This is a genomic window from Type-D symbiont of Plautia stali (assembly GCF_001485335.1).
Classification (GTDB): Bacteria; Pseudomonadota; Gammaproteobacteria; order Enterobacterales; family Enterobacteriaceae; genus Pantoea; species Pantoea vagans_C.
The window spans coordinates 1-21,299 of the sequence record NZ_BBOC01000039.1 but is presented as its reverse complement, the minus strand read 5'-3'; the positions used below and the strand labels follow the sequence as shown (position 1 = coordinate 21,299).

The window sequence follows — 21,299 nt, the reverse complement described above, 5'->3', positions numbered from 1 at the left end:
CTACCTCCTGGTCATCACCAAAGCGGACAAAAAATGCCCGCAAAGCGCTTTGCTTATGCTTAAAGTCAATAAGTTATGCGAAAGTGACGGAGGTGTGTCAACCGATTTGCGCCCTTAACGCAGGTTAAGGGCGTGAGAAAGGGAGATCAGGCAGGATTATTGATATCAATAAAGGTGACATCCAGACCATGATTTTCAGCCAGCCATTCACCTAAGGCTTTAATACCGGCGCGTTCGGTGGCGTGATGCCCGGCGGCAAAGAAATGCAAACCCTGCTCGCGTGCGCTGTGGATGGTTTGTTCGGAGACTTCACCGCTGATGAAGGCATCTACGCCAAAGGCCGCTGCGCTGTCGATAAAGCCCTGACCGCCGCCGCTACACCAAGCCACACGTTTGATCAGTGCTGGCGCGTTGTCACCACAGTGCAGCGGTGTGCGCCCAAGCCGTTCGGCAATTTTTGCGGCCAGCGCTTCGCCACTCACAGGTTCAGCCAGTTCACCCCAAGGCACTAACGGTTGAATTTCACCTTTAACGTCAATATCGAACAGCTTCGCCAGCTGCGCGTTGTTCCCCAATTCAGGGTGCGCATCCAGCGGCAGATGCCAGCCATACAGGTTGATGTCGTTGGTCAACAAGGTGCGCAGGCGCTGGCGCTTCATCCCTTTAATCAGCGGTGATTCGCTTTTCCAGAAGTAACCATGATGCACCAAAATCGCATCGGCATTGCGCTTTACCGCTTCATCTAACAGCGCCTGACAAGCCGTGACCCCGGTGATAAGGGTTTTCACGTCGGCACGGCCTTCGACCTGCAAACCGTTAGGGGCATAGTCACTGAAGGCGCTGGTGTTCAGCTGAAGGTTTACGATCTTTTCTAACTCGACATTATTCATTCCGGCTCCCTGACCGCTTAAGCCACGCTGCGCGCGTGCTCAAAGGCATCTAGTGTCTTTTTACGTGCGTCCTTATGTTCCACGATTGGCGCGGGATAATCGAGTTTCTTGTTATTTTTCTGCGCCCAGACCTGAGGCTGATGGATATCGCTATCCGGCACGTCTTGCAACTCTGGCAACCACTGGCGGATAAATTCGCCCTGCTTATCGAAGCGTTCGCCTTGGGTGGTGGGATTGAAGATACGAAAGTACGGTGCGGCATCGGTACCGGTGGACGCCGCCCACTGCCAGCCGCCGTTGTTGGCGGCCAGATCGCCATCAATCAACTGCTGCATAAAATAGCGCTCGCCCTCATGCCAGTCGATTAACAGATCCTTCACCAGGAAACTGGCAACTATCATGCGCAACCGGTTATGCATCCAGCCCAGGGTGTTCAGTTGACGCATCGCCGCATCCACAATCGGATAGCCGGTTTTTCCCTGCTTCCACGCGGTGAGGTGCTCGGCATTTTTTTGCCACTTTACGTTACGCGTCCAGTCCACAAACGGCTGGTGTTTACATAGCGCCGGAAACGCCACCATCAGGTGACGATAAAAATCGCGCCAAATCAGTTCATTGAGCCAGGTGAACGCTTTGCCTTCGTTGAGCGCATCAGGGTGCTCTTTCAAAATGCGATGCAAACACTGGCGCGGGGATAACACGCCAATCGCCAGATACGGCGACAGGCGGCTGGTGCCATCCAGTGCTGGTAAGTCGCGCACTTCAGGATAATGCTGCACCGCCTGCTTGCCGAAATGGCGCAGCTGTTTCAGCGCGGCCTCTTCGCCTGCGGGAAACAGCGATGCATCAATGTCTTCAAACGGATAATCGAAAGCGGGAATTTTTTTGCCAGCACTGATGGGGGTATCTCGGCGTGCTTGCGGTGCACGATGGCACTCCGGCAATCCCTGATGTAATCGACGCACAAAGGCACGGCTGAACGGCGTGAAAACTTTAAACATGCTGTGATTGCCGGTCTGTACGCTGCCCGGCGGCAACAGTAGGCTGTCGTCAAACCCCTGGCAAATCACACCCTGTGCATCAAGGCGCTTTTCGGCCGCAGCATCGCGTTCGCGCTCATTGATCTCATATTGATAGTTGTAATACAGCTCATCCACCTGATGCTGCTGGCAAAATTCACTCAGGTAATCCACTGACGCGCCAAAATCATCACACTGATGGTAGTGCAACTTGATGCCGCGCTCGGCCAACGAGTCCTGCAACAAGCACAGGTTCTGATGGATAAACGCCGCCTGTTTCGGCGCCATATGGTGCTGCTGCCACTGTTTGGGCGTCGCCACAAACAGCGCCAGCACTGTCGCCTGGCTGTCACGGCAGGCGGCAGCCAGAGCGGTGTTGTCATTGATGCGCAGGTCGTTTCGCAACCAGACGAGATGGGTGGTCATAGCGCTCCGGGATTATTGACCGTAGCGCAGACGCAGCGCTTCCGGGTAAGGATCAAAGTAACGCTGTTGTGCCAGCCACGGGTGCGGGAACTCCGCCATGTAATGTTTCAGCATGGTGATAGGCACTAACAACGGTTGTACGCCAGTGCGGTAGCGGTCGATGAGCTGAGCCAGCTCCTGACGCTGCGGCGAGGTGAGCTGCGGACGGAAATAGCCCTGCACATGCATCAGCACGTTGGTGTGATTACGCCGAGAAGCCTGATGCGACATGAGATGCATCAAACGGATGCGGTATTCATAGGCGTAGTCTTCAAGCGAGTCCCACTGCTCCATCGCTGCGACAAAGCGCCCCATTTCCCGATACTCGTCCTGCGCATGGGAGAGCAACAGCAATTTGTAACGGCTGTGGAAGGCAATCAGCTTGTGGCGCGTCAACCCACTGCGCCACATCTCATTGAACTCATGCAGCGCATACACCCGGCCCATGAAGTTTTCGCGCAAAGCGTCATCATGCAGACGGCCATCTTCCTCCAGCGGCAGCCAGGGCATCTCTTTTTGCAGGAAGGCGGTGAAAATGCCGGTGCCGGCTTTACGGTTGTCATTGGTATTAGGTTGATACACCCGCACCCGCTCCAGACCGCAACTCGGGGATTTGGCGCAAAGAATATAGCCACACAGGTGATGCAGCGATTTCACGCGATCGGCAGACCAGCGCTGCATCTCATCCGTGACTTCCTGGCCGCCATCTTTGCTGAAGCACAGATGGATCTGCTCATCTGACTCTTTGACCAGTCGCAGGGCTGGGCGTGGCGTCGGCAGACCAATCGCCATCTCTGGGCAGACCGGCTCAAAACGGATGAAAGGTGTCAGCTCGTCGGTTGCAAAAGCGAAACGCTTGTGGCCACCGTCAAACCGGACCTTATCCCCGAGCAGGCAAGCACTGATACCAACAGGAATTTTTTCGCTCATACTTGTACAACCTCCAAAATCTTGTAGAGGTTTTAAGTGTAGCCGAAATAGACGCTGATAACAGCGGGGACATAAGCCGGAAATGAAAAATTCGGATAAAAAACCCGGTACTTCGCAACAAGTCCCGGGTTATTGTCGAGGCAGCGCGATTACCAGTAGATACCGGCAGCCGCTTCAGACTGCGCCAGCCAGACGGGCATGGTGCTGGTTTTGCACCATACACGGTGCAGATAACTGTAAAAACGCGCACGATCCTGGCGGAACAGCATCACCGGCAGCGCGAGTAAACCGCCCAATACCACCAGCACGCGGCGCAGTACGATTTTATAGAGTGGATATGCCTGATACATCTTTGCCCCCTCGTGATTATTTTTGTGTTAAATGTGATCTGCCTCAGATATTACCCTTGCTTGTGTAATTTTACTACTCATCCGACCACTTATTTTGATCTTTTTTTGCACTAATCAGGCTTATCTGAAAGTTAGTTACAAAGATGTAAAACTATCGATCGCTTAAGGTTATAAATATCAGCGCGGACGTGGTGTCAGATTCTTGATAAAGTGCCGTGTTAACTTTACCTGTGGCAGGAGTCAGCGTGACGACCATCTTGATTGTTGAAGATGAAAAGGAGATCCGCCGTTTCGTGCGCCTGGCGCTGGAGAGCGAGGGCCTGAAAATTGTGGAAGCGGAGCAATTACAGCGTGGACTGATTGAAGCCGCGACGCGCAAGCCGGACCTGGTGATCCTCGATCTTGGTCTGCCCGATGGGGATGGCAATGACTTTATCCGCGAAGTGCGCCAGTGGAGCAGCATGCCGGTGATTGTGCTGTCTGCACGCAGTGATGAGCAGGATAAAATTGATGCGCTGGATGCGGGTGCCGATGACTATCTGACCAAACCGTTTGGCGTTGGTGAATTGCTGGCGCGCGTGCGGGTTGCATTGCGTCGTCATCAAAGCAGCCAACCTGAACCGGTAGTGAAATTTGGCGAAGTGAGTGTGGATCTGGCAGCACGGCGTGTGCTGCGCAATGAAAAGGAGATTCATCTGACGCCCACAGAGTTTCGCTTGCTGAGTTTATTAGTGAATAACGCGGGCAAAGTGCTGACGCAGCGGCAACTGCTGAATCAGGTGTGGGGGCCAAATGCGGTGGAGCACAGCCATTATCTGCGCATCTATATGGGTCATCTGCGCCAAAAGCTGGAATCGAACCCGACCCAACCCAGCCATTTGATCACGGAAACCGGAATCGGTTATCGGTTCATGCCATAAAAAAAGGCCGCTTAGCGGCCTTTACATTTCTGTCAGCAATTACGCGTTTTTCAGCACTTCACTGACAATCTCTACCGCTTCTTTCTCGATCTGCTGGCGATGCTCAGCGCCGAGGAAGCTTTCACAGTAGATTTTGTAGGCATCTTCAGTGCCTGACGGACGTGCGGCAAACCAGCCGTTTTCCGTCATCACTTTCAGGCCGCCAATGGATGCACCGTTACCCGGCGCAGCCGTCAGACGTGCAGTGATCGGATCGCCTGCCAGCGTGTCCGCGCTGACCATCTCAGGTGACAGCTTAGACAGTGCCGCTTTCTGCGCCGAAGTCGCAGGTGCCTGCAGACGGTTATAGCTTGGGGCACCAAAGCGCTCTGCCAGCTCGTCATAGTGCTGCTGCGGATTCTTACCGGTCACAGCCGTAATTTCTGCTGCCAGCAGGCACAGAATGATGCCGTCTTTATCGGTTGACCAGGCGGAACCATCGAAGCGCAGGAACGAAGCACCCGCACTCTCTTCGCCACCGAAACCGAAGCTGCCATCAAACAGGCCATCAACAAACCATTTGAAGCCGACCGGCACTTCAACAAGTTTGCGACCGATGTCGTTCACTACGCGGTCAATCATCGCGCTGGACACCAGGGTCTTACCCACTGCCACATCTTTGCCCCACTGAGGGCGATGCTGGAACAGGTAGTTGATCGCGACAGCCAGATAATGGTTTGGATTCATCAAGCCAGCAGGCGTGACGATACCGTGGCGGTCATAATCTGGGTCGTTACCAAACGCCAGATCAAACTTATCTTTGTACGCCAGCAGACCGGCCATCGCACACTCTGACGAACAGTCCATGCGCACCACGCCATCTTTATCCAGATGCATAAAGCGGAAGGTCTGATCGACAGCATCGTTAACGAGGGTCAAATCCAGCTTGTAATGCTCAGCAATGCGCTGCCAGTAGGCGATACCCGAACCACCGAGTGGATCAACGCCAATTTTCAGGCCCGCTTTCTGGATAGCCGGGAAATCGATAACCTGAGCCAATCCTTCAACGTAAGGTTGAATCAGATCCTGCTCAACGATATGACCACTCGCCCATGCCTGATCCAACGGCAGACGCTTCACGTCTTTCAACTCGCCTTTGATCAGTTGGTTAGCCCGGTCTTCCACCACTTTGGTGACATTGGTATCAGCCGGTCCACCGTTTGGTGGGTTGTACTTGATGCCACCGTCTTCTGGCGGGTTATGTGAAGGCGTGATCACGATACCATCGGCCTGCACGCCACCACGCTTGTTGTGCTCAAGAATGGCATTGGAGATCGCAGGCGTCGGCGTGTAGCCATTCTCTTGCTGCACAATGACGTCCACACCGTTGGCCGCCAGCACTTCCAGCACCGACAAAATTGCCGGTTCAGACAGCGCGTGGGTATCTTTACCCACGTAGCAAGGACCGGTGATGCCGTTCTTTTTGCGCTCTTCGGCGATCGCTTGCGCAATCGCCAGAATGTGCACTTCGTTGAAGCTGTGACGTCCCGCGCTGCCGCGGTGGCCGGAGGTGCCAAATTTCACCGCATGGTCCGGGTTCGCCGCATCTGGCTTCAGGACGTAATACTGCGAGGTTAATTGTGCAACGTTAATCAAATCGCTCTGCTGGGCGGGTTGCCCGGCACGGGGGTGATTGGCCATTGGCGCTTCTCCCTGACGCTTCGGTTTAAATGGTGCCGCGAACTTTCTCTGTCAGTTCCTGAGGGAACTGCATAGCCAGCATGATGTGTTCAACCATGCTGCATTTGCGACCTGTATTGGTATTGGTGATCACCCAGTACGGCGTGCCGGGAACATGCTTCGGCTTAGTATGGGTGCCATTTTGCAACAGCGTGTGCTCGTCACCCGCAAAGTAAACGCGCGTGCGGCCCTGCAGCGAGGCAGTAGCATCAGCAAAAGCTGCCGGATCAAGACGATAGAGCGTTGACAGTACCAGCATAAAGCGATTAACCGCCTTATTCTGCTCAGCATACTCATCGGAAAGCAGCAGTTCACGCACGGCACGTACGCGATCCTGAGGACGCGCGTCGTTACGCGCAGGCTGCGCTTCCTTGACTGTCGCACTGGCGGCAGGTGCGGCGGGCGCACTCTGGCCTGCAGTGAATTTCAGCATGCGGCGCAAAATATCGGAGGCGCTTTCACCAATGTGCTGCGTGTGGCTGGCAATATAACGGTAGAGTTCTTCGTCAACTTCAATCGTTTTCATCTTATTCCGTACAATTCTGGCAAATGACAGAACCACGCATTGTTGCAACGGCCTTAGCAAAATCCAGTCGTGCAAAATGTGAGCGGGCTCTAACATAAGGATTATAAAGTTAAATCCGTGGTAGCCGATAGCGCTGGCATCGTTTCAGGGCAAAAGTCGGAATATGCCCTAATGCCTGGCCGGCTGGCTCCTGGACAGGTGAATCCATGATAACCTAAGCCAAGGTCACAACCGTAAGAACTTTAGCCATGATTTTGAACGCCCGTCTGCAAACTGAACAATCTTCGCCTGATGCCACACCGATTCTGTTAATTCATGGCCTTTTTGGCAGCCTCGATAACCTGGGGGTGCTGGTACGCGGTGTGCGCGATGCACGCCCAACGCTGCAAGTTGATGTGCGTAACCATGGGTTATCCGAACGCAGCGAGATCATGAATTATGCCGCGATGGCGCAAGACATCGTTGACACACTGGATGCTCACCAGATTGAACGTGCCAGCGTGATTGGCCATTCGATGGGTGGAAAGATCGCCATGGCATTGAGTGCCGTGGCACCGGAACGCATCGAGAAGATGGTGTTAATTGATATTGCCCCGGTGGATTACCAAACGCGCCGTCACGATGAAATCTTTGCCGCGATTCGTGCCGTGACCGCCGCAGGCGTGACGCGTCGTAGTGAAGCCGCGGAAGTGATGCGCCAGCACATCAACGAAGAGGGCGTCATTCAGTTCATCCTGAAATCGTTTGCCGAGGGGGAGTGGCGCTTTAATGTCCCTGTCCTGTGGGATAACTACACCACGATTTCTGGTTGGGAAGATATCCCTGCCTGGCCACATCCGGCACTGTTTATCCGCGGCGGTGATTCGCCTTATCTGGACAATCAGCATCGCGATGCACTGCTGCGTCAGTTCCCGCAGGCCCACGCACATGTGATCAGCGGTGCCGGTCACTGGGTGCACGCGGAAAAACCTGATGCGGTTTTGCGCACGGTTCGTCGCTTTTTTAACCTGTAAAAGCAAAAGCTTGCTGTTAGCGGTTTAGGGTTGGCGTCACGGATGGCGCTGGAGTATGATGTCGCGCTAAAAATTTGCCGCGGATGATTTTTTCGCCGCGGTCGGGCCGATAATGTATAAATCGCGCAGCGCCTTTCCGCCGTTCGCGCCCACTCAGTTTCACAAATCATGGCAAAAGAACAGACAGACCGTACCACGCTCGATCTTTTTGCAGACGAGCGGCGTCCTGGTCGACCAAAAACCAGTCTGCTGACGCGTGACGAACAGTTACGTATCAACAAACGTAACCAGCTCAAGCGCGATAAAGTGCGAGGGCTGCGTCGTGTTGAGCTAAAGATGTCCAGCGAAGCTGTTGACGCACTTAACACCTTGGCCGATCAGCAAAACATCAGTCGCAGCGAATTGATTGAACAAATGCTGCTGGCGCAACTCAAACTGTCTTAACGCGCAGAGACCGCACACAGGAACACAAAGTTAAGACTTTACACGTTCCGCGCTTTTCACTGGTCTGCTATCATTCGCTTAAATGTGCAGTCAACTGACTTACTTTCACAATCAGGATTTAAGAGGTTATCTAACCCATGGCAATCGTAGGCATTTTCTTCGGCAGCGATACCGGCAACACTGAAAACATTGCAAAAATGATCCAGAAACAACTGGGTAAAGATGTCGCCGAAGTGCATGACATTGCTAAGAGCACCAAAGAAGATCTCGCAGCATTCGACATCCTGCTGCTGGGCATTCCGACCTGGTATTATGGCGAAGCCCAGTGTGACTGGGACGACTTCTTCCCGACACTGGAAGAAATTGATTTTAATGGCAAACTGGTTGCGCTGTTTGGTTGTGGTGACCAGGAAGATTATGCCGAGTACTTCTGCGACGCAATGGGCACCATTCGTGACATCATTGAGCCAAACGGTGCTGTTATTGTTGGGCACTGGCCAACGGAAGGTTATCACTTCGAAGCTTCTAAGGGCCTGGCAGACGACAAACACTTCCTGGGTCTGGCGATTGACGAAGACCGTCAGCCGGAACTGACCAACGAACGTGTTGATGCATGGGTGAAGCAGATTTTCGATGAGCTGCAGCTGAAAGAGATCATTGAAGCCTGATCCCCTTCCCTACCCGATGTGAGCGGTGTCTCACATCGGAACAAAGGAATCTCCTATGAAAATAATAGCGACGGTTTTTTAACTTTTCCCCGCAAATCTGTAGAATACCCGCAATGGTCATCCGCTTATTCCTCGCTCTTTAGAATGAGGCTGAGTGAAATGGAAACCCAAACCACTACGTTTCTCAATGGCGTAAGCGATGTTTATCCTTACAGCTTTTGTTGATTTTACGCGACGCCTTGGTTTTCATTTCACTGCTTGGGTTCTATAATGAGACGCAAATGAGAATATGCGTGACCTAAACATTCAAGGCCTTTGAGCCGTAAGTGACTCGCAAAGTAACAGGACAATATCCGCATGACTGACAACAACTCCGCATTGAAGAAGGCTGGCCTGAAAGTCACTCTCCCAAGACTGAAAATTTTGGAAGTGCTTCAGGGACCAGGACCAGAGTCCCACCATGTCAGTGCGGAAGATTTGTACAAGCGCCTGATTGATATGGGCGAAGAGATTGGTCTGGCAACGGTATATCGCGTTCTTAACCAGTTTGATGACGCAGGTATCGTCACCCGTCATAACTTCGAAGGCGGTAAATCTGTATTCGAACTGACCCAGCAACATCACCACGATCATTTGATCTGCCTGGATTGCGGCAAAGTGATTGAATTTAGCGACGAATCAATTGAAACGCGTCAGCGTGAAATTGCGACTCGCCATGGCATCAAACTCAGCAACCACAGCCTGTACCTTTATGGTCACTGTGCGCTGGGAGACTGCCGCGAAGACGACACGCTCCACGACAAGTAATGACGTGTGCTATGCAATATAAAAAAACCGGTGCCAGGCACCGGTTTTTTTATGCCTGCAATCAGGCAACAAAGGTTTCGTGCAGATAGCGCCAGCGCGGGATGGTGGTGCTGCAGTCCAATACAGCCAGCGAAATACGGGTTTGATTGGTGCCATTCATCATCTGTAATTCACGATATTGAATGGTGATCTCATCACTCTGCTGAGAAATGATCGCATGTTCGCTGGTGGCGATTCGCATCCCCTCACGCTGCCCATGCAGCTGACGAAACAGCGTTTCAGTCGCGTTCAAATCCAGTTCTTTGCCGAGTGGTGTGACCATTTTGAATTCTGGATGGAAGTGCGACAGAAGCAGTTCCATGCTGTCATCGCTGCCCTCTGCTTGATTGAAGATACGTTCAATCAGCTGATGCAAAACCACCACACTGTGTTTAGCTTCCAACGCGAGACTTGTCATTTTTTTCCTTTGATAACCCGCAGAGCCCTGTCTGAGAGCGGATAGCCTACCTGAAAAAAAGTTTTTGACACTCGCTAATGGGTTAATTTTGCTAAAGTCAGAATTGTCGCAAAAACAGGCAACAAGCAGATTTCACGGCCCGCAGCATAAATGGTTGTGGGTTGCGCATTACAGGCAATAAAAAAGGGCGATTGCTCGCCCTTAGATGATCATATTGTTCTATACCCGTCATACTTCAAGCCGCAGGTGCGTTGGCTGCCTTCATTCACCCCAATCACATACTCGTGTATGCTCCCGGGGATTCGTTCAGTTGCCGCCTTCCTGCAACGCGAATTATTTTGGGTATATCGCAAACAGGATTACTCGCCGATTTTGGCAAAAGTATCACGTAGCCCGACAGTGCGGTTGAACACCAGTTTACCCGGCTGCGAATAGACGCTATCCGCACAGAAATAGCCTTCACGCTCAAACTGATACGGCGCAGTTACCGAAGCCGTACGCAAGCCAGACTCAACAAAGCCCGGTTTGATTTCCAGTGAGTTCGGGTTAATGGTGGTCAGGAAGTCCTCTGCCGCTGCCGGATTTGGCACGCTGAACAGACGATCATACAGACGGAACTCCGCTGGCAGCGCATGAATCGCTGACACCCAATGAATCACCCCTTTCACCTTGCGACCATCTGCAGGGTCTTTGCTCAGGGTGTCGACATCGCAGGTTGCATAGATGCAGGTGATGTTACCCTCTTCATCTTTTGCCACACGCTCAGCGCGGATCACATAAGCATTACGCAGACGCACTTCTTTACCCAGCACCAGACGCTTGTACTGCTTGTTGGCTTCTTCGCGGAAGTCAGCACGATCGATCCACACTTCGCGGCTGAACGGCACTTCGCGGGTTCCCATCTCCGGCTTATTCGGATGATTAGGCATGGTCAGCGTTTCTTCATGACCGGCTGGCAGATTCTCGATCACCACTTTCAGTGGATCAAGAACAGCCATGGCACGCGGTGCGTTCTCATTGAGATCGTCACGGATGCAAGATTCCAGCGAGGCCATCTCCACGATGTTGTCCTGCTTGGTCACACCGATACGACGGCAGAACTCGCGAATGGACGCAGCGCTGTAGCCACGGCGGCGCAAACCTGAAACGGTCAGCATGCGTGGGTCATCCCAGCCTTCAACCACTTTCTCGGTCACCAGTTGCGTCAGCTTACGCTTCGACATCACCGCATATTCCAGATTCAGGCGCGAGAATTCGTACTGACGCGGATGCTGAGGAATGGTGATGTTGTCCAGTACCCAGTCGTACAAACGACGGTTGTCCTGGAACTCCAGGGTGCAGAGCGAGTGCGTAATGCCTTCGATGGCATCAGAGATGCAGTGAGTAAAGTCGTACATCGGGTAGATGCACCACTTATCACCGGTCTGGTGGTGGTCGGCAAACTTAATGCGATACAACACCGGATCGCGCATCACGATAAAGCTGGACGCCATGTCGATTTTAGCGCGCAGGCAAGCTTTACCCTCTTCGAAGCCGCCATCACGCATTTTCTGGAACAGCGCTAAGTTCTCTTCCACGCTGCGATCGCGATACGGGCTGTTTTTACCCGGTGCGGTCAGCGTGCCGCGGTATTCACGGATCTCATCCGCTGACAGTTCGTCAACGTAAGCCAGACCTTTATTGATCAGCTCAACCGCGTAGTTAAACAATTGGTCAAAGTAGTCTGAGGAGTAACGAATGTCTCCGCTCCAGTCAAAGCCCAGCCATTGCACATCACGCTTAATGGATTCAACGAACTCCAGGTCCTCTTTAACCGGGTTAGTGTCGTCAAAACGCAGGTTGCACTGTCCTTGATAATCTTGCGCGATACCAAAGTTCAGGCAGATAGATTTCGCATGGCCAATATGCAGGTAACCATTGGGCTCAGGCGGGAAACGGGTATGCACACTGCTGTGCTTACCGCTCGCCAAATCTTCGTCGATAATCTGACGAATAAAGTTCGTTGGGCGGGCTTCAGCCTCACTCATCTCAAAATCCTCAAAACAATAGCGGGTGATTTGTACCACGAAGTAACGGAGTATGATCCACAAAGCGCAGGAGGGAAACAACCGTTTGTTGGTCGTTTTAAAACAAAAAAGGCAGGAATTGCTTCCTGCCTTCTGGCTAAATCACAAGGACTTAGTTTTTCACTTCATACAATGGCGTCACACCCGCGACAACAGAACCGCTTGCCAGCAGATTCAGACCGGCGAAGTCATCGCTGTTGCTCACGACTACCGGGCTGATCATTGAACGCGCATTGGCGTTGAGGAAGTCCAGATCCATTTCCAGAATCGGCTGACCCGCCGTCACCGTTGCGCCCTCTTCCACCAAACGTGTGAAGCCTTTGCCTTCCAGCGCGACGGTATCCAGACCCATGTGCACCACGATCTCGACACCGTTCGCCGCTTCCAGACAGAATGCGTGGTTAGTGTTGAAGATTTTCACCACGGTACCCGCAATCGGTGCCACGACAGTTTTATCGGTTGGCTTGATGGCCAGACCCTCACCCACGGCTTTGCTGGCGAAGGCTTCATCTGGCACTGCGTCCAGCGCAACGATTTCACCACTGACCGGCGCAACCAGCGTGGCGATCACGGCTTTCTCGCTATTGAGCACCGCCTGAGGTTTAGCCGCAACCGGAGCTGCTGCAGCAGGCGCCGCAGTGGCCGCTACCGGGCCTTTACTCAGCACGGTTTTCATCGCGCTGGCAATAATTTCAGCCTGCGTACCGACAATCACCTGCACGCTCTGTTTGTTCAGACGAATCACACCGGACGCGCCCAGGCGTTTCGCTACGCCTTCATTGACCTGTGCTGAGTCTTTCACGTTCAGACGCAGACGGGTGATGCAGGCATCGATGTTGGTCAGGTTGTCAGAACCGCCGACGGCAGCAATATAACGACGCGCCAGTGATTCGGTTTGGCTTTCGCCGTTACCGCTGTGGTCGACGTTCACATCGTAGCCATCGGTTTCATCGCCCGCAGAGAGTTCACGGCCTGGCGTCATCAGATTGAATTTCTGGATAGTGAAGCGGAACACCACATAGTAGATGGCGAAGAACACCAGACCTTGTGGGATCAGCATCCACCAGTTAACCGCCAGCGGATTTCGGGTGGAGAGCACCATATCCACCAGCCCAGCACTAAAGCCGAAGCCCGCAATCCAATGCATACTTGCCGCGATGAATACTGAAATACCAGTCAACACCGCATGGATGACGTACAGCACCGGTGCCACGAACATGAAGGAGAATTCCAGCGGTTCAGTGATACCGGTGAAGAAGGCAGCAAAAGCCGCCGCCAGCATGATACCGCCGACTTTGGCGCGGTTTTCTGGACGCGCACAGTGGTAGATCGCCAGCGCAGCGCCCGGCAGACCAAACATCATAATCGGGAAGAAGCCCGCCTGGTAACGACCAGTGATCCCTGGGATACCGGAGCCATTGGCAATAGACTGCGCACCGCCGAGGAACTTAGGAATGTCGTTAATACCGGCCACGTCAAACCAGAACACCGAGTTCAGGGCATGATGCAGACCCACCGGAATCAGCAAGCGGTTAAAGAAGGCATATACGCCTGCACCGACAGAGCCCAGTTTCTGGATATGTTCACCGAAGTTCACCAGTCCACCAAAGATGATCGGCCAGACATACATCAGAATGAAGGCGACGACGATCATCAGGAAGGAGACCAGAATCGGCACTAAGCGGCGTCCGCTAAAGAACGACAGCGCTTTTGGCAGCTCAACGTGGCTAAAGCGGTTGTACACTTCAGCGGAGAGAATGCCGACCAGGATACCTACGAACTGGTTATTGATTTTACCGAAGGCAGCAGGAACCTGCTCCACCGGCATTTTCTGAATCATTGCCACCGCGGCAGGTGAACAGAGCGTGGTCACCACCAGGAAGCCGACAAAGCCGGTTAACGCAGCTGCACCATCTTTATCTTTGGACATACCGTAAGCCACACCAATGGCAAACAGCACAGACATGTTTTCGATAATGGCGGAACCGGATTTGATCAACAGTGCCGCCAGCGCATTGCCTGCACCCCAGCTGTCTGGATCGATCCAATACCCCACACCCATCAAGATTGCCGCTGCCGGCAGCGTCGCTACCGGCACCATAAGCGCGCGGCCGACCTTTTGCAGATATCCTAAAATACTCACCTTATTCTCCCCCTATGAGACTGGCGTTTGCCGTGGCGTGGGTTGATTTTATTATCCCGACGCCCGGTACCTTGATGACATCATTCACCACGAGGCGCAGTGTAAAGATAAATTAATTCGCCTCGCAAATTAAAACCACAGTAACTGTGACTTTAATCACCATAATGGACGTTTCTTGCTGCGAAATGCTAGCCACCACCACAAACTTATTTTATGATGAAAAATATCAAGTCGCACTTTTCCCTGCTGGTTACGCTTAAACGGATTACGCTTAAGGGCAGCAACCTAAACCAGAATCGGCGACAACATTTTCCTAATCTTAATTGAGGTGAAGACATGAGACTGATCCCTTTGGCCACACCTACCCAGGTGGGTAAATGGGCTGCACGCCACATTGTTAACCGCATTAACGCGTTTAAGCCTAGCGCAGAACGTCCCTTCGTGCTGGGTCTGCCAACCGGCGGTACACCGCTGGAAGCTTACAAGCACTTGATCGAGATGCACAAAGCGGGCCAGGTTAGCTTCAAACATGTTGTGACTTTCAATATGGATGAGTACGTTGGCCTGCCAAAAGAGCATCCAGAAAGCTACCACAGCTTCATGTTCCGTAACTTTTTCGATCACGTTGATATTCAACCAGAAAATATCAATCTTCTGAATGGCAATGCACCCGATATTGACGCAGAATGTCGCCAGTACGAAGAGAAGATCCGCGCTTACGGTAAAATCAATCTGTTTATGGGCGGCGTAGGTAACGATGGACACATCGCGTTTAACGAACCGGCCTCTTCACTCTCCTCCCGCACTCGCATCAAAACCCTGACGCATGAGACCCGCCTGGCGAACTCACGCTTCTTCAATGGGGATGTGGATCAGGTGCCTAAATATGCGCTGACCGTGGGCGTGGGCACGCTATTAGATGCAGAAGAAGTGATGATTTTGGTCACCGGTCATGTGAAAGCGCAAGCGCTGCAGGCCGCAGTGGAAGGTAACGTGAACCATATGTGGACCATCAGCTGCCTGCAATTACATGCGAAATCTGTGGTGGTGTGTGATGAGCCAGCCACCATGGAATTGAAAGTGAAAACCGTGAAATATTTCCGCGAAATGGAAGCGGAAAATATGAAGGGTGTGTGAAAACACGTTGTCATAACCTGCAGCGCAGGCTGCAGGCTTAGCCGGGAGAGAAAAACGATGTACGCATTAGTAAACGGCCGGATTTTTACTGGCCACGAAATTCTGGACAATCATGCCGTGGTGATTGCCAATGGCCTGATTGAACGCGTGTGCCCACGTGATGCGCTTGATGCGAACATCGCGCAGCAGGATGTGGCTGGTGCATACATCGCTCCCGGATTTATTGATTTGCAACTCAACGGCTGTGGCGGTGTGCAGTTCAACGATGACATCGATGCCCTGAGCGTGGAAACGCTGGAAATCATGCAGCGCGCCAACGAAAAATCGGGCTGCACCAGTTATCTGCCAACGCTGATCACCAGCACCAACGAATTAATGAAGCGCGCCGTTGAAACCATGCGCGCCTATTTAGCCAAACATCAAAATCAAGCACTGGGTCTGCATCTGGAAGGGCCGTGGCTGAACAAAGCCAAAAAAGGTACGCATAACCCAGAGTTGATTCGTCTGCCTGATGCGGAAATGGTCGACTTCCTGTGTGCTAACGCGGATGTGATCACCAAAGTGACGCTGGCGCCAGAGAATGCAGGCGACGACGTGATTCGCCAACTGCGCGATGCGGGCATTATTGTGTCAGCGGGCCACTCCAACGCCACCTATGAAGAAGCCAAAGCCGGCTTTAGCGCGGGCGTGAGTTTTGCCACCCATCTTTATAATGCAATGCCGACCTTCGCAGGCCGTGAACCCGGTCTGATCGGTGCGCTGTTTGATTCACCTGATGTATACTGCGGCATCATTGCAGATGGTTTACATGTCCATTACGCTAACGTGCGGAATGCAAAACGGATCAAAGGCGACAAACTGGTGTTAGTGACGGATGCCACAGCACCGGCAGGCGCATCGATTGATAAATTCATTTTTGCAGGCAAAACAATATACTATCGCGACGGCCTTTGCGTTGACGAAAACGGTACCCTGAGCGGTTCGGCACTGACCATGATTGAGGCAGTGCAGAACAGCGTGGAGCATTGCGGTATCGCTCTGGATGAAGCGTTGCGGATGGCAACCCTGTATCCAGCACAGGCAATGGGCGTGGCAAAACAGTTAGGTTCAGTGACAGCAGGAAAAGTCGCTAACCTGACCGTCTTTACCCGCGATTATCAAATCACTAAGACGTTAGTCAATGGAGACGACGTCCTCAGCGAGTAAGTACTGAATGACCACTGGCGGCCAGACTCAAATAGGAAATGTCGATCTTGTCAAACAACTTAACAGTGCAGCCGTTTACCGGCTGATTGATCAACAGGGGCCGATTTCGCGCATACAAATTGCCGATCTCAGCCAGCTTGCGCCCGCCAGCGTCACCAAAATTACGCGTCAGCTTATCGAACGTGGCCTCATCAAAGAGGTGGAGCAACAAGCCTCCACCGGTGGGCGCCGCGCCATCTCTATCGTTACTGAAACCCGCCATTTTCATACTATCGGCGTCCGCCTGGGCCGCAATGATGCGACCTTGACGCTGTTTGATCTGAGCGGGAAATCGCTGGCGCAGGAAGATTACCCACTACCGGAGCGCACGCAGGAAACGCTGGAGAATGCGCTGTTCAATGCCATCACCGCGTTTATGGCTGCGCATCAACGTAAGATTCACGAACTGATTGCGATTGCAGTGATCTTGCCCGGTTTGGTCGATCCGATTAACGGCATCATTCGTTATATGCCGCACATCACCGTTAGCCACTGGCCGCTGGTGTCCAGCCTGAAAAAACGCTTTAACGTCACCAGTTTTGTCGGTCACGACATTCGCAGTCTGGCACTGGCAGAGCACTACTTCGGTGCAAGTCGTGACTGTGCAGACTCTATTTTGGTGCGTTTACATCGCGGTACCGGCGCGGGCATCATCGCTAACGGGCATATTTTCCTTGGCAGCAATGGTAACGTCGGCGAGATCGGTCATATTCAGGTCGATCCGCTGGGTGAGCGCTGCCACTGCGGTAATTTTGGCTGCCTGGAAACCATCGCGGCCAACGGCGCGATTGAGAACCGCGTGCGTCATCTGCTTAATCAGGGCTATCCCAGCACGCTGACGCTGGATAATTGCTTGATGCCACAAATTTGCCGCGCCGCGAATCAGGGCGATGCGCTGGCGTGTGAAGTGATCGAATATGTCGGACGCTACCTGGGCAAAGCGATCGCCATCGCCATTAACCTGTTCAACCCGCAGAAAGTGGTGCTGGCCGGTGAAATCACCGAAGCGGATAAGGTGCTGTTCCCAGCCATTGAAGGCTGTATTAATACTCAAGCGTTGAATGCCTTCCGCAAAAATCTGCCGGTGGTGCGTTCCGAGTTGGACCATCGTTCGGCAATTGGTGCGTTTGCCCTGGCGAAGCGCGCAATGCTGAACGGCATTCTGCTGCAGCATCTGCTGGAAGAATAATCGAAGCCTGCCGCCTGGCGGGCCTGACCGGAAGCCATTATGACCATCAAAAGCGTAATCTGTGACATCGACGGCGTGTTGATGCACGACAATACCGCCGTGAAAGGCGCGAACGAGTTTTTGCAGCGCATCCTGGAAAAAGAGATGCCGCTGGTGGTGCTGACCAACTATCCGTCGCAAACCGCGCAGGATCTGGCGAATCGTTTTGCCAATGCAGGCGTTGAAGTGCCGGATTCGGTGTTCTATACCTCTGCCATGGCCACCGCCGATTTCCTGCGTCGTCAGGAGGGTAAAAAAGCCTATGTAATTGGCGAGGGTGCCCTCATTCATGAGCTGTATAAAGCGGGCTTTACCATCACTGACGTCAATCCCGATTTCGTCATCGTCGGTGAAACGCGCTCCTTTAATTGGGAGATGATGCACAAGGCTGCCTTCTTCGTCGCCAACGGTGCGCGCTTTATTGCCACCAACCCGGATACCCATGCGCGCGGCTACGTGCCCGCCTGCGGTGCCTTGTGCGCCGGTATCGAAACCATTTCTGGTCGCAAGCCGTTTTATGTGGGTAAACCGAGCCCGTACATCATGCGTGCGGCGCTGAATAAAATGCATGCGCATTCTGAAGAGACGGTGATTGTGGGGGATAACCTGCGCACCGATATCCTCGCTGGCTTCCAGGCCGGCCTGGAAACCATTCTGGTACTTTCTGGCGTCTCAACCTTGAGCGACATTGATGCAATGCCGTTCCGTCCAGACTGGATTTACCCTTCAGTGGCAGACATCGACCTGTTCTGATTATCTGTTATCACTTTTGCTTATCGCCCTGCAGGCACCTTGTGTCTGCAGGGCGATTGTTTTTATGTCGCTTTGTGGTGAACGACACCCAGGATAGTTGCACACTAAATCATCCAAAAAGCCATTTCATTAGATGCCATCTAAAGAAGTGGTGATTAAATTAGATAAAATTCAATTTTTATCGCCTGACAACATTCTTTTTATCAAAAGATCGCAATTTTGCTTGCACTCCCACCACCAGATAGCGCATTTTCTTATACATCACGCAGCCACTGCTGCCGGACAAACGAAGAAATAACATCCCCGTAAGGTGAGATCAGGAGTCAGTTATGTGTTCGATTTTTGGTGTGTTGGATCTGAAAACCGATCCTGTTGAATTGCGCAAGAAAGCGCTGGAGTGTTCCCGTCTGATGCGTCACCGTGGCCCAGATTGGTCCGGCGTCTACGCAGATAACAAAGCCATTCTGGTGCATGAGCGCCTGTCAATTGTTGACGTCAACAACGGCGCACAGCCGCTGTATAACGCTGACCACACCCACGTACTGGCCGTGAACGGTGAAATCTATAACCATCAGGCGCTGCGTGCGGAGCTGAGCGACCGCTACGCCTTCCAGACCGGTTCTGACTGCGAAGTGATCCTGGCGCTGTACCAGGAAAAAGGTCTCGACTTCCTCGACGACCTGCAAGGCATGTTCGCCTTCATTCTGTGGGACAGCGTGAAGCAGCAGTACCTGATTGGCCGTGACCATATCGGGATTATCCCGCTGTATATGGGCAACGATGAGCACGGTAACCTGTTTGTTGCTTCCGAAATGAAAGCGCTGGTGCCAGTGTGCCGCACCATCAAAGAATTCCCGCCGGGAAGCTTCATGTCCAGCAGCGATGGTGAGATCCGTCGTTACTGGCAGCGTGACTGGATGGATTTCTCTGCTGTGGCTGAGAACACCACCGATGCAGCGGGCCTGAAACATGCGCTGGAAGAGTCCGTGAAAAGCCACCTGATGTCAGATGTGCCTTACGGCGTGCTGCTCTCTGGCGGTCTCGACTCTTCGATTATCTCTGCCGTGACCAAGCGCTTTGCCGCGAAACGTGTAGAAGATGAAGATAAAAGCGATGCCTGGTGGCCGCAGCTGCACTCCTTTGCTGTAGGACTGGAGGGCTCTCCTGACCTGAAAGCGGCGAAGTCAGTGGCTGATCATCTGGGTACGGTACACCACGAAATTCATTTCACCGTACAGGAAGGTTTGGATGCCATCCGCGATGTGATTTATCACATCGAAACTTACGATGTCACCACCATTCGCGCCTCGACGCCTATGTATCTGATGTCGCGCAAAATCAAAGCGATGGGCATCAAAATGGTGTTGTCCGGTGAAGGTGCAGATGAAGTGTTCGGTGGCTACCTGTACTTCCATAAGGCGCCGAACGCCAAAGAGTTCCACGAAGAAAACGTGCGTAAACTGCTGGCTCTGCACATGTTTGACTGTGCTCGCGCTAACAAAGCAATGTCGGCGTGGGGCGTTGAAGCGCGTGTGCCTTTCCTGGACAAAAAATTCCTTGATGTGGCGATGCGCATCAACCCAGAAGATAAACTGTGTGGCAAAAACGGTAAGATGGAAAAACACATCCTGCGTGAGTGCTTCTCCTCTTATCTGCCAGAGAGCGTGGCATGGCGTCAGAAAGAGCAGTTCTCTGATGGCGTAGGCTACAGCTGGATCGATTCGCTGAAAGAAGTGGCAGCGAAACAGATCACTGACCAGCAGCTGTCGACCGCGCATTTCCGTTTCCCGTACAACACGCCGAACTCGAAAGAAGCGTATTTGTATCGTGAAATCTTCGAAGAGCTTTTCCCGGTCGCCAGCGCGGCAGAGTGTGTTCCCGGTGGTCCATCGGTAGCCTGTTCTTCCGCTAAAGCGATTGAGTGGGATGAAGCATTTAAGAACATGGATGACCCTTCAGGTCGTGCCGTGGGTGTGCATCAGTCCGCTTATAAATAAGCTTTTTAATTAAGATCATAAGGGGCCATGACTGGCCCCTTTTTGCTTTGATTGTCGATGTTGCGACGGAAAGTTGCCGAATAATTCACCAGCCTGGTTACAACCCAGACAAACAGGCGTTTTAAGGCAAAAAACGGCAAAAAACTTGTTGACGCTACAAAGCTCAATACGCATAATGCGCCCCGCAACGCCGATGAAGGTTAGCGAAAAAAGATGGCTACGTAGCTCAGCTGGTTAGAGCACATCACTCATAATGATGGGGTCACAGGTTCAAATCCCGTCGTAGCCACCATCTTTTTTTCGCGGGAGTGGCGAAATTGGTAGACGCACTAGATTTAGGTTCTAGCGCCGCAAGGTGTGCGAGTTCAAGTCTCGCCTCCCGCACCATTTCATCTTCGGCAGCCGGATGGGGTATCGCCAAGCGGTAAGGCACCGGTTTTTGATACCGGCATTCCCTGGTTCGAATCCAGGTACCCCAGCCAATCCGATACTTCTCGTGGATACGAGTCGACAAATGGGATA

General features: G+C 52.7%; 19 protein-coding genes and 3 tRNA genes. 13 read left to right on the top strand and 9 right to left on the bottom strand.

All coding sequences use genetic code 11. From position 1 onward, the window contains the following. Nucleotides 1-146 precede the first annotated feature (146 nt). From PSSD_RS13695 to PSSD_RS13680, 4 genes are all read right to left on the bottom strand, one after another. Nucleotides 147-890, bottom strand: coding sequence for a type 2 GTP cyclohydrolase I (locus PSSD_RS13695; RefSeq protein WP_058972614.1), 744 nt, complete (start codon nt 888-890; stop codon nt 147-149). A gap of 17 nt (nt 891-907) precedes the next feature. Beyond that, entirely contained in the window at nt 908-2,335 is a 1,428-nt protein-coding gene (gene phrB / locus PSSD_RS13690) for a deoxyribodipyrimidine photo-lyase (protein ID WP_058972613.1), read from the bottom strand. A gap of 12 nt (nt 2,336-2,347) precedes the next feature. Next, a complete protein-coding gene (locus PSSD_RS13685; protein WP_058972612.1) occupies nt 2,348-3,304 on the bottom strand; it encodes a YbgA family protein in 957 nt (318 codons plus the stop codon). A 149-nt stretch (nt 3,305-3,453) separates the two neighbouring features. Beyond that, the gene (locus PSSD_RS13680) at nt 3,454-3,654 is read right to left on the bottom strand and encodes a DUF2517 family protein (RefSeq protein WP_039330462.1); all 201 of its coding nucleotides are present in this window, start codon (nt 3,652-3,654) and stop codon (nt 3,454-3,456) included. 245 nt (nt 3,655-3,899) lie between these two features. Here PSSD_RS13680 and kdpE point away from each other — a divergent pair, with 245 nt between their 5' ends. After that, the gene (gene kdpE / locus PSSD_RS13675; RefSeq protein ID WP_058972611.1) at nt 3,900-4,574 is read left to right on the top strand and encodes a two-component system response regulator KdpE; all 675 of its coding nucleotides are present in this window, start codon (nt 3,900-3,902) and stop codon (nt 4,572-4,574) included. Nucleotides 4,575-4,613: 39 nt separating this feature from the next. Here kdpE and pgm read toward each other — a convergent pair whose 3' ends face one another. Further along, nucleotides 4,614-6,254: a phosphoglucomutase (alpha-D-glucose-1,6-bisphosphate-dependent) gene (gene pgm, locus PSSD_RS13670; RefSeq protein WP_058972610.1), complete on the bottom strand. Its 1,641-nt coding sequence runs from the start codon at nt 6,252-6,254 to the stop codon at nt 4,614-4,616. A gap of 25 nt (nt 6,255-6,279) precedes the next feature. Beyond that, the gene (gene seqA, locus PSSD_RS13665; RefSeq protein WP_039330468.1) at nt 6,280-6,819 is read right to left on the bottom strand and encodes a replication initiation negative regulator SeqA; all 540 of its coding nucleotides are present in this window, start codon (nt 6,817-6,819) and stop codon (nt 6,280-6,282) included. 248 nt (nt 6,820-7,067) lie between these two features. Between seqA and ybfF the strand changes: the two genes are divergently transcribed. The 4 genes from ybfF (at nt 7,068) to fur (ending at nt 9,751) form a co-directional block, all read left to right on the top strand. Continuing rightward, nucleotides 7,068-7,832: an esterase gene (ybfF, locus tag PSSD_RS13660; RefSeq protein WP_058972609.1), complete on the top strand. Its 765-nt coding sequence runs from the start codon at nt 7,068-7,070 to the stop codon at nt 7,830-7,832. 168 nt (nt 7,833-8,000) lie between these two features. Next, nucleotides 8,001-8,276, top strand: coding sequence for a LexA regulated protein (ybfE, locus tag PSSD_RS13655; RefSeq protein WP_039330471.1), 276 nt, complete (start codon nt 8,001-8,003; stop codon nt 8,274-8,276). Between the two features lie 137 nt (nt 8,277-8,413). Then, nucleotides 8,414-8,944, top strand: a complete 531-nt coding sequence (gene fldA, locus PSSD_RS13650) for a flavodoxin FldA (RefSeq protein WP_034829111.1) — start codon at nt 8,414-8,416, stop codon at nt 8,942-8,944. Nucleotides 8,945-9,301: 357 nt separating this feature from the next. Further along, nucleotides 9,302-9,751: a ferric iron uptake transcriptional regulator gene (fur, locus tag PSSD_RS13645; RefSeq protein ID WP_007890672.1), complete on the top strand. Its 450-nt coding sequence runs from the start codon at nt 9,302-9,304 to the stop codon at nt 9,749-9,751. Nucleotides 9,752-9,812: 61 nt separating this feature from the next. Here fur and PSSD_RS13640 read toward each other — a convergent pair whose 3' ends face one another. From PSSD_RS13640 to nagE, 3 genes are all read right to left on the bottom strand, one after another. Then, nucleotides 9,813-10,208, bottom strand: coding sequence for a hypothetical protein (locus PSSD_RS13640; RefSeq protein WP_039330475.1), 396 nt, complete (start codon nt 10,206-10,208; stop codon nt 9,813-9,815). A gap of 359 nt (nt 10,209-10,567) precedes the next feature. Then, nucleotides 10,568-12,235 (bottom strand): glutamine--tRNA ligase, encoded by a 1,668-nt coding sequence (glnS, locus tag PSSD_RS13635; RefSeq protein WP_058972608.1) that lies wholly within the window; start codon nt 12,233-12,235, stop codon nt 10,568-10,570. A gap of 151 nt (nt 12,236-12,386) precedes the next feature. Then, on the bottom strand, nt 12,387-14,411 hold the full coding sequence (nagE, locus tag PSSD_RS13630; RefSeq protein ID WP_058972625.1) for an N-acetylglucosamine-specific PTS transporter subunit IIBC: 2,025 nt from the start codon (nt 14,409-14,411) through the stop codon (nt 12,387-12,389). A gap of 342 nt (nt 14,412-14,753) precedes the next feature. On the opposite strand from nagE, the gene nagB reads away from it, so the two are divergent. The 8 genes from nagB (at nt 14,754) to PSSD_RS13590 (ending at nt 21,259) form a co-directional block, all read left to right on the top strand. After that, on the top strand, nt 14,754-15,554 hold the full coding sequence (gene nagB, locus PSSD_RS13625) for a glucosamine-6-phosphate deaminase (protein WP_039330479.1): 801 nt from the start codon (nt 14,754-14,756) through the stop codon (nt 15,552-15,554). 57 nt (nt 15,555-15,611) lie between these two features. Then, a complete protein-coding gene (gene nagA, locus PSSD_RS13620) occupies nt 15,612-16,760 on the top strand; it encodes an N-acetylglucosamine-6-phosphate deacetylase (protein WP_058972607.1) in 1,149 nt (382 codons plus the stop codon). A gap of 7 nt (nt 16,761-16,767) precedes the next feature. Further along, on the top strand, nt 16,768-17,988 hold the full coding sequence (gene nagC / locus PSSD_RS13615) for a DNA-binding transcriptional regulator NagC (protein ID WP_039330482.1): 1,221 nt from the start codon (nt 16,768-16,770) through the stop codon (nt 17,986-17,988). Nucleotides 17,989-18,027: 39 nt separating this feature from the next. Continuing rightward, nucleotides 18,028-18,780 carry an HAD-IIA family hydrolase gene (locus tag PSSD_RS13610; RefSeq protein WP_039330484.1) on the top strand — a complete coding sequence of 251 codons (753 nt, stop codon included), beginning with the start codon at nt 18,028-18,030 and terminating at the stop codon, nt 18,778-18,780. Between the two features lie 329 nt (nt 18,781-19,109). After that, complete coding sequence (asnB, locus tag PSSD_RS13605) at nt 19,110-20,777, top strand: asparagine synthase B (RefSeq protein ID WP_058972606.1); 1,668 nt, start codon at nt 19,110-19,112, stop codon at nt 20,775-20,777. A 215-nt stretch (nt 20,778-20,992) separates the two neighbouring features. Continuing rightward, a tRNA-Met gene (locus PSSD_RS13600) sits at nt 20,993-21,069 on the top strand. A gap of 10 nt (nt 21,070-21,079) precedes the next feature. Continuing rightward, a tRNA-Leu gene (locus PSSD_RS13595) sits at nt 21,080-21,164 on the top strand. 20 nt (nt 21,165-21,184) lie between these two features. Continuing rightward, nucleotides 21,185-21,259, top strand: a tRNA-Gln gene (locus PSSD_RS13590). Nucleotides 21,260-21,299 lie beyond the last annotated feature (40 nt).

Bases quoted from the DNA above. Each gene is read 5' to 3' on its own strand.
- PSSD_RS13695 (WP_058972614.1), bottom strand. From the start codon at position 890: ATGAATAATGTCGAGTTAGAAAAGATCGTAAACCTTCAGCTGAACACC.
- phrB (WP_058972613.1), bottom strand. From the start codon at position 2,335: ATGACCACCCATCTCGTCTGGTTGCGAAACGACCTGCGCATCAATGAC.
- PSSD_RS13685 (WP_058972612.1), bottom strand. From the start codon at position 3,304: ATGAGCGAAAAAATTCCTGTTGGTATCAGTGCTTGCCTGCTCGGGGAT.
- PSSD_RS13680 (WP_039330462.1), bottom strand. From the start codon at position 3,654: ATGTATCAGGCATATCCACTCTATAAAATCGTACTGCGCCGCGTGCTG.
- pgm (WP_058972610.1), bottom strand. From the start codon at position 6,254: ATGGCCAATCACCCCCGTGCCGGGCAACCCGCCCAGCAGAGCGATTTG.
- seqA (WP_039330468.1), bottom strand. From the start codon at position 6,819: ATGAAAACGATTGAAGTTGACGAAGAACTCTACCGTTATATTGCCAGC.
- ybfF (WP_058972609.1), top strand. From the start codon at position 7,068: ATGATTTTGAACGCCCGTCTGCAAACTGAACAATCTTCGCCTGATGCC.
- ybfE (WP_039330471.1), top strand. From the start codon at position 8,001: ATGGCAAAAGAACAGACAGACCGTACCACGCTCGATCTTTTTGCAGAC.
- fldA (WP_034829111.1), top strand. From the start codon at position 8,414: ATGGCAATCGTAGGCATTTTCTTCGGCAGCGATACCGGCAACACTGAA.
- fur (WP_007890672.1), top strand. From the start codon at position 9,302: ATGACTGACAACAACTCCGCATTGAAGAAGGCTGGCCTGAAAGTCACT.
- PSSD_RS13640 (WP_039330475.1), bottom strand. From the start codon at position 10,208: ATGACAAGTCTCGCGTTGGAAGCTAAACACAGTGTGGTGGTTTTGCAT.
- glnS (WP_058972608.1), bottom strand. From the start codon at position 12,235: ATGAGTGAGGCTGAAGCCCGCCCAACGAACTTTATTCGTCAGATTATC.
- nagB (WP_039330479.1), top strand. From the start codon at position 14,754: ATGAGACTGATCCCTTTGGCCACACCTACCCAGGTGGGTAAATGGGCT.
- nagA (WP_058972607.1), top strand. From the start codon at position 15,612: ATGTACGCATTAGTAAACGGCCGGATTTTTACTGGCCACGAAATTCTG.
- nagC (WP_039330482.1), top strand. From the start codon at position 16,768: ATGACCACTGGCGGCCAGACTCAAATAGGAAATGTCGATCTTGTCAAA.
- PSSD_RS13610 (WP_039330484.1), top strand. From the start codon at position 18,028: ATGACCATCAAAAGCGTAATCTGTGACATCGACGGCGTGTTGATGCAC.
- asnB (WP_058972606.1), top strand. From the start codon at position 19,110: ATGTGTTCGATTTTTGGTGTGTTGGATCTGAAAACCGATCCTGTTGAA.